Below are 14944 nucleotides of genomic sequence, written 5' to 3'. Positions count from 1 at the left end.
CATTCGACGACCAAGACCGGATTCATCTCAGCCCACCCGTTGAGGTGGGGCTGCACCGCTGCGCTGCTGTCTGCTCTGCTGTTTCCCGGTTGCACATCGGGCGGAGGATCGACACCCGATGGTCCGCGCTACATGCAGCCCGGCGTTGGAAGGCCGCCTCAGCAGACGGACTTTTTCGGCAATGACCTGGGCCTGGGAAGATAGGACCTTGCGCAAGGAGCCCTTGATGGGGTTACCGCTGCCTGTCTTGGAACGTCCTGAGCGTGATGCAACATGTATCGCGCGTAACGATCGGCACAGCAGCCAGCAGCCTTACTGACCGGCGGCAACCCGCAGATCACCGAGGGTCGGCGCGCCCAACATGCCCATGGTGATCCGAAGTTCGTTGGCGAGGATGTCGAGGACGCGGCTGGCGCCCGCGGCCCCGCCGGTGGCGACCCCATAGAGAGGCGCGCGGCCCACCAGCACGCCCTGCGCACCGAGCGCCAGGAAGCGGGCGATATCGGCGCCGCGGCGAACGCCGCTATCGGCCAGAATCTCGAGGCGCCCTGTGACGGCATCCGCAATCGCCGGCAGGATTTGGGTCGGTCCGGGAGCGCAGTCGAGATTGCGAGCCCCGTGGTTCGAGACGACGATCGCGTCGACGCCGTGGTCCGCCGCAGCCTGCGCGTCCTCGACCCGCAGAATACCTTTGAGCACGAGCTTGCCGCGCCAGTGCCGGCGGAGCAGCTTCACATCGTCCCAGGTCACATCGGTCGCCAGGCTGAGTTCGTCCGAAAGCGACGTCCGGCCAAGCTTCGTGCGGAATTCCTCGGGGTAATGCGCATAGGTCGGCACGCCGCCATTCGCCAGCGCCCGCAGCATGACGGAAGCCGTCCAGCGTGGGTGGAGCGCAACGTCGAGGCCCGCGCCCCACGAGGCTTTCAGCGGGATGCCGAAGCCGTTGCGGAGGTTGTACTCGCGATTGGGACCGACGGCGGTGTCGACGGTCAGGACGAGCGTTTCGGCCCCGGCGGCCCATGCCCGGTCGAGCAGGGCAAGCATGCGCTGCCGGTTCTTCCAGACATAGAGCTGGAACCAGAGCCGCGCGCCGGACTCCGCCGCGATGCGCTCGATGGGCGTGATCGATTGTGTCGAGACGCAGAAGGGTATGCCCGCCGCCGCAGCGGCCTTGGCGATGGCGATCTCCCCGTCATGCCACACGAGGCCTGCGACAGCGGTCGGCGCGATCACGAGGGGCAGGGGCTGGCGTTGGCCGAGGATCTCGGCTTCGGTCGACCGTTGCGAGACGTCGACCAGCACGGCGGGTGAAAGCCGGATCGCGTCGAGCTGGGCGCGGTTGGTAGCAATGGAGATCTCATCCTCGCTGCCCCGGTCGACATATTCGAACAGGCCGCGCGGCAGCCGCCGCGAAGCGGCGCGGCGCGCGTCGGCGACGTTGAGGATATGGGCGAACGTGGTCATCGGGTCAGCATCACCGCGGCAGCTCGATGCCGATGCCGTGTTCGCGCGCGCGGGCGACGACGAGATGCGCCAGCGCCAGATCGGCGAGCGCGAAACCACGGAAGCAGAAGAAGGAGCGGGCTCCCGGCGCCGTCGGATGGGCTGCTGCTGCAAGCTCGATCAGGTCGTGGCCGAAACGGACCGTCGTCACCGGGTTGCCGTCGATGTCGTAGGGCGCCTTCGACTGCTCGAGGCTGTCGGTCGCCAGCACGTCGAATGCCGGCAGGTTTTCCGGAATCCAGCTTCGACCGATATCGACCGCGGCGGCGAAGGCGTTCGGCTTCATGAGGCTGGCGTCGAGGAAGGGCTTCAAGCCAGGAGCGCCCGGCACCATCGAGATGACGATGTCGCTACGGGCCAGCAGCGTATCTGCATCATTGGCAATTTCGGCAGCGAGCCCCCGCTCGGAGGCCGCCTGCGCGAGCTGTTCCGCAGAGGAGCGGCTGCGGCTGAGCGTCAGCGCCGTGGTCAGACTGGGATAGAGATCGAGGAAGGCGGCGAGATGGGCATGTGCCTGAAGACCGCAGCCGACGAAGCCGATCGTCCGGGGGGAGGGCGGCGCCATCCGTGAGGCCGCAGCGGCCGAGAGCGCCGCCGTCCGGATGAGCGTGATCTCGTCGCCGTCGAGTACCGCCAGCGGTGCGCCGCTCCGGTAGTCGCTGACGCAGATCAGGGCGTTGATGCCGGGGATCGGGCTGCCCGGCTCGACGGGCGCCATCGAGACCCATTTGAGCGTCGCGATCCCGGCCGCCTGCGAGGCGGCCGTCATCGCCTGGAAGCCGTGTCCGGGGCCGAGCCCGAGTGCGCTCTTCGGCAGGCTGCTGTTGAGACCGGCGGCGTGATCGCGGAACGCCTGAAGGACGGCCTCGCGTGCCTCGCCGGGCGGGATGCCGAGGGTCTTCACATCCTGGCGCGAGAGGTAGAGCAGGCGCTCGTTCACCGGGCGAATCTCCGTGCGGAATAGGGAGCGGGATCGAAGGGCGGTTCATGCCCGTCGATCAGCGCGGCGACAAGCTTTCCCGTCGCCGGCCCCTGCGTCAGCCCGGTATGGGCATGGCCGAAGGCATGCACGATGTCGGTCGAACCGGAGGCGAAACCGATGCAGGGCAGGCCGTCCGGCGTCGAGGGGCGGTTGCCCATCCAGCGGTCGACCTCGGCGGCATCGAACCGTCGGGCCTGCTCGGGAAACATCTTCCGGGCATAGCCCAGCAGGATATCGGTGCGGCGCCAATCGGGCGCGGCGTCGGGATCGGCGAGCTCGACCTGCCCGGCGAGCCTCAGCCCCTGCGGCGTTGAAACGACGCCCATCTGGCCGTCGGATGGCATCAATCCGGCTCCGAGTTCCAGGCCGGGGTCGGGAACGACGACGTGATAACCCCGCTCGGAAATCAGCGGCACTTGGTCACCGGCGATCCGCGCGAGGCTTGCCGAGCCGATGCCGGCCGCCAGCACGGCTCGGTCGCAGGGGATCGAGCCTTGGTCGGTCGAGATCGCGTTCAGCCTGCCGCCGTTGAGGGTGAAGCCGGTGGCGCGAGCGACGACGCGCTGCGCTCCGCGCGCTTCCAGCAAGCGGGCGAGGGCGGCGCAATAGGCCCCCGGATCAGCAATCTGGCCGGCATCGTCCAACCGGGCGCCAAAACGATAGTGCTGCGACAGCTCAGGCTGAAGCCGGCGGAGTTCGGCTTCCTCGATCTCGCTGAAGCGGACACCGAGTTCACGGCGCATCGACCAGATCCGGCTTTCGGCGACGAAGCCGGCACGGTCAGGGTAGACATAGACCAGGCCCTGCTGCCGGATCAGATGGCCGACACCGGCCTCGCCCGCATAGGCCTTGTGATCGGTCACTGTGTCCTTGCAGAGCGGATAGCGCTCGCGTGCGCAGGTCGCGATCCGATCCCAGTCCCGCCCGGCGGCGACAAAGCGCCAGAGCCAGCTGGCGTGCCGCGGCAGGTCCCGCCAGCGCACCGTGAACGGCCCCGTCCGGTCGAGCAGGAAGCCGGGCACCTTGCGCCACAGTCCCGGCAGGGAAATCGGTGCGATCGCGCCGGGGTTGATCCAGGTCGCGTTGCCGTACGAGGCGGCCTGCCGGCCGCCGGGCTCGCCCGGCTCGAGCAGGATGACGTGATGGCCGGCGCGCTGGATCTCGAGCGCCGCGCACAGGCCCACGATTCCGGCGCCGATGACGGCGACGGTCAGAGGCGCATCCTGCGGCATCGGTCCGTCTCAGCCGCGATTGTGGAAATGACTGAGGAAGGCCCTGGTCGCCTCCTGCTTCGGCTCGCCGATGACGTCGCGCGCCGGCCCTTCCTCGACGATGACACCGTCGCGCATGAAGACGACACGGTCGGCGACTTCGCGGGCGAAGCCGATCTCGTGGGTGACGATGATCATCGTCATGCCTTCGGCGGCGAGATCGCGCATCACGCCGAGGACTTCGCCGACGAGTTCGGGGTCGAGGGCCGAGGTCGCTTCGTCGAAGAGCATCACCTCCGGTTCCATGGCGAGCGCACGCGCGATGGCGACGCGCTGCTTCTGGCCGCCAGAGAGCTTGCTGGGGAAGACATCGACCTTGTCGCTGAGCCCCACCTTGGCGAGCAGCTTGCGGGCGATCTCCTCGGCTTTAGCCTTCGGCATGCCCTTCACCGAGATCGGCCCTTCCATGACGTTCTGGACCACCGTCATGTGCGGGAACAGGTTGAAGTGCTGGAAGACCATGCCGGTGTTCGAGCGGAAGCGCGCCTGCTCGCGGGTGGCGGGCAGCTTCGAGCCCTCGCCGAAGCTGAAGCTGTCGTCGCCGATGCGGACACGCCCGCCCTCGGGCATGACGAGCAGGTTGAGGCAGCGCAGCAGTGTCGACTTGCCGGAGCCGGAAGGGCCGATCAGCGCGACGACCTGGCCGGTTTCGACCTTGAGATTGATGTCGCGCAGCACGGTCAGTGCGCCGAAGCTCTTGCGCAGCCCCGAGACCTCGATCTTGTAGCTCATCGCCTTGGCCTCAATTGCTCTGCGAAAGCCGCTTCTCGGCTCGCTTGACGATCACGGTGAGAGGCAACAGCACGACCACGTAGATCACCGCGACCACCGTGTAGACCTCTAGCGCACGGTAAGTGTCCATCGCCGCGGCCTGACCCTGGTAGAGCAGATCGGGCACGGCGAGGACGGAGACGAGCGAGGTGTTCTTGAACTGGATGATCGACTGGTTCATCAGCGGCGGGATCATCCGCTTGACCGCTTGCGGCAACACGATCCGGCGCATCACCCGCGCCGGCGTCATGCCCAGCGCCAGCCCCGCCTCGCTCTGCCCCGGATCGATCGAGACAATGCCGCCGCGGATGACTTCGGCATAGAAGGAGCCGCCATACAGCGTCAGCGTCAGGATCGAGGCTGTGATCGCATCGATCTTGATCCCGGTCAGGATCGGCAGCGCATAGTAGAACCACAGCAGCAGCACGAGCAGCGGCGTCAGCCGGAACATCTCGATATAGGCCCAGGACAGCCAGCGCAGCGTCGGAGAGCGCGAGAGCTGCGCGATTCCGGCGACGAGGCCGACGAGCAGGCCGAGCACCACGACCGCGATCGTGAGGCCGATCGTGACGCCGGTTCCGCTGAGGAAGATCCAGCGGTAGCTCCAGAGGATGTCGAAGTTCCAAGTGTAGGACATGCCCAACCCTGCCTACGCCAGCGCGGACTCGCGGACGAAAGCCGTTCGCAAGAACGGATGCTTGAAGAATGGATCCGGCTTCCCGCGGATGAGCGCGGGAAGCCGGAAGAGGCTTAGAGGGTGATTCCCGGCGGAATGTCCTCGGGCTTCACGCCGACCTGCTCCAGGCTCTCGACCACCGCGCTGCGGACGAGGCCGAGGCCACGCGCATAGACGATCCAGGTGTTGACGAAGAAGAGCCAGGTCTTGTCCACCTCGCGGCGGACGGCCGCGTTCGAGGTCGAGCCGAAGAAGGGCTGCGGCACGATGACCTTGCCGAGGGCAGGGTCAGCCTTCACGGCGCGCACGCCGCCCATCCAGAAGATGCACTGAGCGTCGACGCGGCCGCTGCGCAGGGCGAGCATCGCTTCGTTGATGGTCTTGAAACGCGTGATCTGGGCCTTGGGGCACAGCAGCGTGGCGATCTGGTCGTGCGCCGAGCCGACGTCCACCGAGATCTTCACCTCGGGCTTGTTCATGTCGGCCCAGCTCTTCGGCTCGAAGCCCGGCTTGGCGATGACGACCAGCGCGCTGTCATAGGCTCCGACCGAGAAATCGACCGCCATGGCGCGCTTCGGCGTCGGGTTGAGGCCGAACATGATGTCGATCTTGTCGGCCTGGAGATCGAGCACGGCATTGCCCCAGGTCGTCTCGACGAGCTCGAGCTCGACATCCATGTCCTTCGCGAGCGCCGAGCCGATGGTATAGAAATGGCCGCCCCACTTGCCCGTGCCCGGGTCCTTGATGAACCAGGGCGCGCTCGAGGTCACGGCGCCGAGCCGCAGCTTCTTGTTGGCGACGATGCGGTCGAAGGTGTTCTGCCCGGCGGCCTGCGCGCGCGCGCCGTTGGAGGCGAGCGTCAGTGCGCCAGCCGCGACTGCGCCGGCGCCGATGAGGCCTGCCAGATCCCTACGTGTAGTCATTTTCATTCTCCCGGCGTTATGAGGCGAACCCCGTGTTGGCTGGTGAGGTAGGCTCCCGCTTCCCCTGCGGGCTTCCGTGATCTTCCGCCCCTCACCGGAGGCGGCAGCGGATTCTCTCGTCGTTTCAGGCTGTCTTCGACGCCAGCAGAACACCCGGATTCATCAGGTTCTGTGGGTCGAACAGCGATTTGACCTTGTTCATGAGTTCGTAGCGGAGCGGATCGGCGAGGCGTTCCAGCTCCTCCGTCAGCTTGCGGCCGACGCCATGCTCGGCGCTGAATGTGCCGCCGAAGCGGGCGGCGACGTCATGGATCGCGCGCTCGACCGTCAGCGCGAAGGCTTCGGGATCCGGCAGGGCCGCCCAGTAGGCGTGTGTGAACATCAGGATGTAGTGGACGTTGCCGTCGCCGAGATGGCAGACCACCTCGCTATAGGCCTCCGGAAACAGCTCGGCGGCGACGTCATCCGCCGCCTTGATGAACGGCGCGACGTCGGAGGAGCGCACGGCCACGTCATGCGTGATGCTCATGCCCTCCTTCTTGTTGGCTTCGGAGACCGAGTGGCGGATGTGCCAGAAATCGGCCGCCTGCTGCTCTGAGCTGGCGATCACAGCATCCAGCAATTCGCCGCGCTCCAGCGCCGCGCCGAGCACCTCTTCGAGAGTGTCGCGCAGCGCCGTCGTCGCATCCTCGCTGCCTAGCTCGATCAGCACCGACCAGGCGGGGATCTCGGCAAAGGGGAAGCGCGCGCGCTCGGCGTGTTTCCGCACCAGCTCGAATTGCGAGGCGGAGACCAGCTCGAAAGCCTGGATGGCGGAGCCGGCACGATCCTGCATGGCGGCCAGCAGCGCCACTGCATCGGCCGGATCGGCCGCGGCGACCCAGGCGTGGGCCGTGTTCGGAACCTGCGGATGCAGCCTCAACGCCGCGCCCGTGATGATGCCGAGGGAACCTTCCGCGCCGATGAAGAGATGGCGCAGCATGTAGCCGGTATTATCCTTGCGCAGCGCCGCGAGGTCCGTCAGCACGCGGCCGTCCGGCAGCACCACTTCCAGCCCGGCGACGAGATCGCGCATCGGCCCGTAGCGGACGACACCGGTGCCGCCTGCATTGGTCGAGATCAGGCCCCCGATCTGCGCGCTGCCCTCGCTGCCGAGATGCAGCGGGAACTGACGCCCCGCCTCGGCAGCAGCGCTGTGCAGATCACCGAGCACGACGCCGGCATCGACCGTGGCGACGCCGGCCGCCCGGTCGATCGCGCGGATGCGGTTCATCCGGCGCAGGGAGAGCACGATGCCGGGCTTGTCGTCGAGATCGCTTTCCGGCACGGCGCCGAAGCACAGCCCGGTATTCCCGCCGACCGGAAAGACCGGCTCTCCCTCGGCCGCGCATAGCGCGACCACCGCGGCGACCTCTTGGGTCGAAGCCGGCTGGACGACGGCGAGCGCGCGGCCGCGCCGACGCTGGCGCCAGTCGGTGAGCCACGGCTCCATCTCTGCCGGATCGGTGATCAGCCCTTTCTCTCCGACGATGCCGCGAAGTGTCTCGATCACGATCCGGTCTCCGTTCAGGCGAGGCTGACGGATTTGGCCCGCGCGGCGGCGGTCTTGAGCTTCGCCATCGTCTCCGCGCTGGGCCCCAGCAGCGGCAGGCGGACCCCGCCGACCGGCCTGCCGGCAAGTGCCATATACTCCTTCAGCGGCCCCGGATTCGTCTCGACATAGATGGCGTCGATGACCGGGTCGATCTTGTCCTGGAGCTTGAGAGCCTCCTTCAGCTTGCCCTGGCGGGCGAGCTCGAAGATCTCGATCCAGATCTTGGGATAGATCGTCGCCGAGGCGAGGACGCCGCCAACGGCACCGAGCGCCACGTGCGTGGCGAAGAGCGGCTCCTCGCCCGAGAGGATCGCGATCTTGTCGCCGGCGAGCTTCACCGTCCGGATGAAGTCCGGCATGTCGTAGGAAGAGTATTTCATGCCGATGATCGACCGGTCCTCGGCCATCGCCTGGACCGTCTCGGCGAAGGCGGAGACCGTGGTGCGCCGCGGGATCTGGTAGAGCATCACCGGCAGGTCGACCGCGTCGCGATAGCGGGCGAACCAGGCGCGCATGCCCTCCTGGGTGCCCGGCGCATAATAGGGGGTCACCGTCATCACCGCCGAGGCGCCGGCCTTGGCGAAGTCGCGGCCGGCCTCCAGCGCATCCTCGTAGCCGGTGGAGAGCACGCCCGGGATCACCGGCTTGCCATCTGCCGCGTCAACGCAGGCGGCGACGATGTCGCGGCGCTCGGCGCGGGAGAAGACCGGATATTCGCCCGTGCCGCCGATCGGCACGATACCGGCAGCGCCTGCATCGAGCTGGAAGCGCACCAGCGCCTGCAGGCCCTTGATGTCGACAGCTCCGTCAGTGGTGAGCGGCGTCACGATCGCGGTGTAGAGCCCGCCAAGAGAGTCGTGCGTAAGCGTCATCTGAAGCATCCCTGCAGTGATGCAACCGGTTTCGCGTGTCGGCCCCTCGCCAACAGCGCTCAGTTCATTGCCGGCGCATCGTTGGGATCGAAACCTGTTTCAGGTGGCGATGGCTGTCAACACAAAAATACAAAAATGTCCGATACGAAAATTATCGGACCATACGCCACGACATTCTCTTTCCCTTCTCGGCGCGACACATTATGACAGGCAGGACGCCAAGAGGCGGAATGAGGAGAATCGGCATGCCGGAAATCGCGCTGTCGGAGCGGGGGGAGATCGACCCGCCCGAGGCCTGGCAATCCGGTGAGGAGGTCCGTGGCGGGGTCGATATCGGCGCGCTGCTGCTCAAGCTGCGCAAGAGCCGCGGCCTGACGCTGCAGGACGTCAGCACGATGACCGGCGTTTCGGCTTCGGCCTTCTCGAAGATCGAGCGCAACGAGCTTTCGCCGACGATCTCGACGTTGCAGCGCATCGCCCACGGCCTCGAGGTTGAGCTCGTCACGCTGCTGTCGAGCGGGCAGGACAATGGCGCGGTGAGCTTCGCCGGGCGTCGCAGCATCAACCGCGCAGGCGGCGGCAACAAGCACACCACCGGCACCTGCAACAACGTCCTGCTCTGCGCCGATCTGAAGAACAAGCGCGCCACGCCGATCCTGACCACGGTGACGGCACGCTCGCCAGACGAATACGCGGCCTGGGCGAAGTCCGAGGCGGAAATCTTCGTGATGGTGCTCGAAGGCACCCTCGTGGTCCACAGCCGGCTTTATGAGCCGCTGGAGCTCAACAAGGGCGATTCCGTCTACTACGACGCCACCACGGAGCACACCTGGACGTCCAAAGGAGCCACCAACGCCGTGGTGCTCTGGGTTCTCGTCGATCTCTGAGATCGCGGCGAGAATCTGAGCCGCCGCCCGTCTCTGGCTGTCGGGAGGCGTTGCCAGTGCATTCGCATGGTGCCTGTCGCCAAGCGGGCAGGGGCTCCGTGCTAGCCTTTCAGTGTCTCGTTGAAGACTGATAGAACGGGTCGGCTATCTTTCGCGAAGTTGTCTTCTGAGCGAGCGCGAGACGGAAATGTTTTGGGGCCTGACAAACCGCATCAAGTCGTTGGCTCTTGATCCGCGTCAATTCGAGAACGTCAGCTCAAGGTCAGAATAGAGTCGTTCCTGTTTCCGTCGGTCTGCGCCTGGCAGGAGGCTTTCATGGTTCGGAGCGCGGCGATGGAGCCGGGGCGCCTGCGCGAGATCGTCGTCAGCGTGCATGCGCTCGAAGTCGCTTTCGACGATAAGACAGTGCTTGATCGCCTCGACCTCGACATCGTGCGCGGCGAGATACTGGGCGTCATCGGCGCGTCCGGATCGGGCAAGTCGGTGCTGGCCCGCACGATCCTGGGGCTCATCTCCAAGCGAAGCGGCGTTGTTGAGATGTTCGGCAGGAACGTCGATGCCTTGTCGGATAGCGAGCATCGCGCGATGGAGCGGCGCTGCGGCGTGATGTTCCAACACGGCGCGCTGTTTTCGTCCCTGACGATTGCCGAGAATATCCAGCTGCCGATGCGGGAAAGCCTGCAACTGTCGCGAAGCCTGATGACCGAGATGGCCTTGCTGAAGCTCGATCTCGTGGGCCTGCCGCGCGATGCCGCAGACAAGTATCCCTCCCAGCTCTCCGGCGGCATGACCAAGCGGGCCTCCCTGGCGCGCGCCCTGGCCCTGGACCCTGAAATCCTCTTCCTCGACGAGCCGACCTCCGGCCTCGACCCGCTCGCCGCCGATGCGTTCGATCAATTGCTGCTGACGCTCGCGGCCAGCCTGAATCTCACCGTCATGATGATCACTCACGACCTGAGCAGCCTTCACACGACCTGTGACCGGATCGCAGCGATCGCCCGGGGCAAGGTCATCGCCATCGGAACGCTGCACGACTTGCTTGCCCATGACGATCCCTGGCTCAAGGCCTATTTCGCCGGCGAGCGTGGTCGAACGATCTTCGCCGACGAGATGTCCGGGCGAGGGCCGGCCTGACCCTGCGACGGCGCCGCATGATCTGCCCGCGACAGGAAAGAACCGGCTCGGGCGTGTGGCCAGTCGCAACCTTTGCGTTGAATCAATGAGGGTTGCCGGGCAATCCGGGATTATGCTGATCGGGGGGCTTGGCGCATTGGCCGGAGATCGATTATGCAACTCCGCATTCCCCATGATGCCTGGGTTCTCGTCTGTGATGCCCGCAAGGCCATCTTCCTTCGCAACGAAGGCGACGCGACTGTCCCCAATCTGCAGGTCGAGCAGGTGACGGAGGCGCCCGCCAACCCGCCCAATGCCGAGCAGGGAACGGATCGGCCCGGGCGCATGCAGAACGCCGTCGCGCCGACGAGCGCGACCGGAACGGCCGATTGGCATGACCTGGCCGAGATGCGGTTCGCGCGCGAGACGGCCCGAGCGGTGGAGCACCTGCATCACAGCGGGCGACCGCGCGGTTTCGTCCTGGTCGCGCCGCCGCGCATGCTCTCCGCGCTCCGGCGCAGTCTTGATGATGGACTCCGTTCCGCGATCATCGCGGAAGTGGACAAGGACCTGACGAGGCATCCGGTTCGCGAGCTCGAACGATTGCTGACCGAGGCCTAGGCCGTCCGAAAACCCGCAGCTGAGGGCGATGGCCCCCGCGGCGGCGAGATGCGGCAGGGTGACAACGCCTATTCACGTCGAGGGGGATGCGAAAGCATCGAGTTCGGCAAGGCACGATGCTTTTTGAAGCCTGCAGCCCGGCCGGACGGCGTTTTGCCTGTGCGGCCATGAATCTCTCGATCCATGAATCTCTTGATCGATCGAGTGCAAACGCGCGGAGCGCGCGCTCGCTGGACAACATTCGATGCAAACATTAGAATGATTCTAAATTAAATACGCGCTGACGCCGGCCTGGCGCCGATCAGGCATTGGAGGGGCTTTTGCCGCGTCTTCCATCGAACCTTCCGGTTGTTCTCACCGCGGCGACGGTGATCGGCCTCGCGCTGGCGATGTGTGGCAAATGGCTTGTCGGAGGCCCGGCTGGATCACTGGCGTTCCTGTTCGGCACGGTGCTCGCCTACTTGGCTGGTGGGCTGCCGGCTGGCTGGCGTGCGCTGCGGGCGCTCTGGCGCGAGCACATCCTCGATATCGATCTTCTGATGATCGTCGCGGCGCTCGCGGCGGCAGTCGTCGGTGCGGCCCTCGAAGGCGCGGTCCTGCTGACGCTGTTCAGCCTGTCGACGACGCTCGAGGAACGCGCCATGGGGCGCGCCAGGCGTGCCATCGAGGCCTTGATGGCGCTGAGGCCGGAAACGGCTATCCGCAAGGCGCCGGATGGCGGGGTGGAGGAGGTGCCCGCGACGGATCTGCGCATCGGCGATCTGGTGATCCTACGACCCGGGTCACGGGTTCCCGCGGACGGAACCGTCGCGTCCGGCCGGGGCTCGCTGGACGAATCCACGATCACCGGCGAGTCGATGCCCGTCAGAAAGGCGCCGGGCCAGCCGCTTTTCGAGGCGACGGTCAATCTCGATGGCGTTCTCGAGGTGCGCATCACGAAATCGCTGGGGCAGAGCACGGTTGCCCGGATGATCGCGCTCGTCACGGAGGCGCAGGCGGCGAAGGCGCCCTCGGAGCGGTTCAGCGCATGGTTCGGACAGCGATACACGATCGCGGTTCTCGTCGGGTCTGTCGCTGCCCTGGGTGTCTTCCTCTGGCTTGGAAACAGCTGGGACATAGCCCTTTATCGCGCCGCCACGATGCTGGTTGCGGCAAGCCCTTGCGCGGTTGTCATCTCCGTGCCGGCCGCAATTCTCTCCGCTCTCTCGGCTGCAGCCCGCGGAGGCGTCCTCTTCAAGGGTGGTGCGGCTCTGGAGACCTTGGCCGGGGTCAGGGTCTTTGCGTTCGACAAGACCGGAACATTGACGGCCGGACGGGCCACGGTGACGAATGTCGTCGCCTTGGATGGCGATGAACGCGGCTTCCTTTCGACGCTGGCCAGTCTCGAGGCCGATTCCGAACATCACATTGGCGACGCCCTGCGGCGCGAAGTTGCTGAGCGCGGGCTGACGATCCGCGAGATGCGCAATGTAAAGGCGCTACCCAGCAAGGGTATCATCGGAGACGACGATGCCGGCCCTGTTTGGGCAGGTAACCGCCGCATGGCCGAAACCATGGGCGCAGCGATCGATCACGCGGCTCTGAAGGCATTGCAAAGCGCCGCCGAGACCGTTGTCTACCTGGGCCGCGGCGACCGTCTCCTTGGTGCTGTCAGCGTAGCCGACAAGCCGCGCGAGACGTCGGCCGCAGCGCTCGCAGCGCTGCGGCGAAGCGGTGTCGCAACGATCCTCATGATGACGGGAGACAGGCGCCCCGTAGCCTTGCGGATTGGTGCGGAACTGGGGCTGCGCGACGATGAGATTCACGCCGAGATGCTGCCCGAGGACAAGGTCCGGCTGGTTGCCGAAGCAGCAGCGCGGCAGAAGATCGCGTTCGTCGGCGACGGCGTGAACGACGCAGCCGCCTTGGCGCGTGCCGACGTCGGCATTGCCATGGGCGCGGCCGGTTCCGAAGTCGCTCTTCAGGCGGCCGACGTGGCCCTTCTCTCCGAGGATATGGGGCGGCTTGCGGCGGCGCACCGGCTCTCGCAGAGGGCCGCATGGATCATTCGCCAGAACCTGATGTTCTCGATCGGCGCGATGCTGCTTCTCGTGACCGGCGCAGCCTTCTTCGACCTTCCACTCCCGCTTGCAGTCCTCGGGCACGAAGGCGGCACGGTTCTGGTCGTCCTCAATGGCTTGCGGCTGCTGAACGATCCCATCCGGCAGGTGCCGCGACCCGGCTTGCTGGCGCCCGGCAGCCGGCCGGAGGCCACGCAGCGCATCGCGCAAGCCGCCATGGGGCGCTGACGATGATCGAGCAAAGGTGTTTTTGAGGAATCTCTTGGAACGACTAAGGCCGTCTTCGGTCATCTCAATCTGAGACCATGACCCGGAGGCGCTGCGATATCGCTGCGCAGCGCTCTCACCGCTGGAGGGCATCGGAATATAGACTAAAGGATTACGGAAAATGCGGTTCTGGCGAGCCCGCAGATAATCCATCATCGCTGCAATCGGACGTTCAGATCCGATCCAATCCATAAAAATCGGGAGGATAGCGATGAAGTTGACTCGTCGCGGGTTTGCGACGGCGCTTGCCGGTAGCATTGCCGCTCCAGCCGTCATCCGCACTGCTTTCGCACAAGGTGCTACCATCAAGATCGGCATGGTCGTGCCGATGACCGGTGCCGCCGCCGAATCCGGCTCCTTCGCCCAGACCGGCGCAAAGATCGCACTCGAAGCTGTTAACAAGGCCGGCGGTGTACTTGGCAAGCCGCTTGAGCTGATCATGGAGGATGATCAGACTACCAATCCCGGCGCGGTCCTGGCCTTCTCCAAGCTCGCCAGCCAGCCCGATATTGTCGCTTTCCTTGGCTCGATCCGCTCGACGCAGATGCACGCCATGGCGCCCGACATGCTCAAGATCGGAAAGCCGGTCGGCTTCGGCGGCACGGACCCGAACCTGACCAAGCTCGGCAATCCCTGGCTCTTCCGTTTCCGCCCGAACGATTCCTATTCGGGCAAGGTGATCGCACAGTTCGGCTCCAAGGAACTCGGCAAGAAGAAATGGGCGATCGTCCATTCCACCGATGCCTTTGGCACGGCCGGCGGCAAGGCGCTCGCCGATGCGCTGCCTGACAATGGCGCGACGCTCGCGCTCGACCAAGGCTATGCCAACCAGAGCCAGGATTTCACGCCGGTCGTGCTGGCGGTGCGCCAATCGGGCGCCGACATCCTCGGTACCTATTTCACCTTCGAAACCGATCTCGGCATCTTCGCCCGGCAGTTGCGCCAGCTCGGCGTCAACATCCCCTGGGTCGGGTCACCCTCGATCGTCAACGTCTCGGCGCTGAAACTCGCAGGTCCTGCGCTCCATAACACCTACGGCGTCGCCGACTACGCCGAGGATTCCAGCCCTGCCTCGAAGGCCTTCGGCACGGCCTATCGCGAAGTCCGCAAGGTCGCGCCCGACAACCAGTCCTCCTGGACCTTCGACGCCGTGACCTGCCTTGCCATGGCAATGAACAAGGCGGGCTCGACCGAGCCCAACAAGGTGCGCGAGGCCATGCTCGCCATCCGCGGCCACAAGGGCGCCGAGGGCGAATACAACTTCGACAAGAACGGTGATGGCCTGCACGGCTACAACATCGTCAAGAACGACAAGGGCGACATCAAGTTCGACAAGCGGATCGACTTTACGCCGAGTCTCGGCTGATCCGCTGGCGCAGGGGCCGGCTCTCTTCACCAGAGGTC

General features: G+C 65.9%; 13 protein-coding genes. 5 read left to right on the top strand and 8 right to left on the bottom strand.

Annotation, left to right across the window (positions count from 1 at the left end):
* Nucleotides 1-312: 312 nt before the first annotated feature.
* From BoBH3_RS20860 to dapA, 8 genes are all read right to left on the bottom strand, one after another.
* Entirely contained in the window at nucleotides 313-1464 is a 1152-nt protein-coding gene (locus BoBH3_RS20860; protein ID WP_262332782.1) for an alpha-hydroxy acid oxidase, read from the bottom strand.
* A gap of 10 nt (nucleotides 1465-1474) precedes the next feature.
* Nucleotides 1475-2443 carry a hypothetical protein gene (locus tag BoBH3_RS20855; RefSeq protein WP_262332781.1) on the bottom strand — a complete coding sequence of 323 codons (969 nt, stop codon included), beginning with the start codon at nucleotides 2441-2443 and terminating at the stop codon, nucleotides 1475-1477.
* On the bottom strand, nucleotides 2440-3717 hold the full coding sequence (locus BoBH3_RS20850) for an NAD(P)/FAD-dependent oxidoreductase (RefSeq protein WP_262332780.1): 1278 nt from the start codon (nucleotides 3715-3717) through the stop codon (nucleotides 2440-2442). Before BoBH3_RS20850 ends, BoBH3_RS20855 begins: the two co-directional genes overlap by 4 nt.
* 9 nt (nucleotides 3718-3726) lie before the next feature.
* Complete coding sequence (locus tag BoBH3_RS20845) at nucleotides 3727-4488, bottom strand: amino acid ABC transporter ATP-binding protein (RefSeq protein WP_262332779.1); 762 nt, start codon at nucleotides 4486-4488, stop codon at nucleotides 3727-3729.
* 10 nt (nucleotides 4489-4498) lie between these two features.
* A complete protein-coding gene (locus BoBH3_RS20840; RefSeq protein ID WP_262332778.1) occupies nucleotides 4499-5164 on the bottom strand; it encodes an amino acid ABC transporter permease in 666 nt (221 codons plus the stop codon).
* Between the two features lie 113 nt (nucleotides 5165-5277).
* On the bottom strand, nucleotides 5278-6126 hold the full coding sequence (locus BoBH3_RS20835; protein WP_262332777.1) for a transporter substrate-binding domain-containing protein: 849 nt from the start codon (nucleotides 6124-6126) through the stop codon (nucleotides 5278-5280).
* A 124-nt stretch (nucleotides 6127-6250) separates the two neighbouring features.
* Complete coding sequence (locus BoBH3_RS20830) at nucleotides 6251-7678, bottom strand: FAD-binding oxidoreductase (protein ID WP_262332776.1); 1428 nt, start codon at nucleotides 7676-7678, stop codon at nucleotides 6251-6253.
* A 14-nt stretch (nucleotides 7679-7692) separates the two neighbouring features.
* A complete protein-coding gene (gene dapA, locus BoBH3_RS20825; RefSeq protein ID WP_262332775.1) occupies nucleotides 7693-8592 on the bottom strand; it encodes a 4-hydroxy-tetrahydrodipicolinate synthase in 900 nt (299 codons plus the stop codon).
* Nucleotides 8593-8837: 245 nt separating this feature from the next.
* Here dapA and BoBH3_RS20820 point away from each other — a divergent pair, with 245 nt between their 5' ends.
* From BoBH3_RS20820 to BoBH3_RS20800, 5 genes are all read left to right on the top strand, one after another.
* Nucleotides 8838-9479: a helix-turn-helix domain-containing protein gene (locus tag BoBH3_RS20820; RefSeq protein WP_262332774.1), complete on the top strand. Its 642-nt coding sequence runs from the start codon at nucleotides 8838-8840 to the stop codon at nucleotides 9477-9479.
* A gap of 333 nt (nucleotides 9480-9812) precedes the next feature.
* Nucleotides 9813-10613: an ABC transporter ATP-binding protein gene (locus BoBH3_RS20815; RefSeq protein ID WP_262332773.1), complete on the top strand. Its 801-nt coding sequence runs from the start codon at nucleotides 9813-9815 to the stop codon at nucleotides 10611-10613.
* A 153-nt stretch (nucleotides 10614-10766) separates the two neighbouring features.
* Nucleotides 10767-11213 carry a host attachment protein gene (locus BoBH3_RS20810; protein ID WP_262332772.1) on the top strand — a complete coding sequence of 149 codons (447 nt, stop codon included), beginning with the start codon at nucleotides 10767-10769 and terminating at the stop codon, nucleotides 11211-11213.
* A gap of 389 nt (nucleotides 11214-11602) precedes the next feature.
* The gene (locus BoBH3_RS20805; protein WP_262333065.1) at nucleotides 11603-13501 is read left to right on the top strand and encodes a heavy metal translocating P-type ATPase; all 1899 of its coding nucleotides are present in this window, start codon (nucleotides 11603-11605) and stop codon (nucleotides 13499-13501) included.
* Between the two features lie 250 nt (nucleotides 13502-13751).
* Nucleotides 13752-14906 (top strand): ABC transporter substrate-binding protein, encoded by a 1155-nt coding sequence (locus BoBH3_RS20800; protein WP_262332771.1) that lies wholly within the window; start codon nucleotides 13752-13754, stop codon nucleotides 14904-14906.
* The last annotated feature ends 38 nt before the right edge of the window (nucleotides 14907-14944 follow it).

It is taken from the genome of Allobosea sp. BH3 (assembly GCF_025499465.1).
Lineage (GTDB): Bacteria > Pseudomonadota > Alphaproteobacteria > Rhizobiales > Beijerinckiaceae > Allobosea.
Note: the sequence above shows the minus strand (reverse complement) of the source record. Positions and strands in the feature narration are given on the sequence as shown.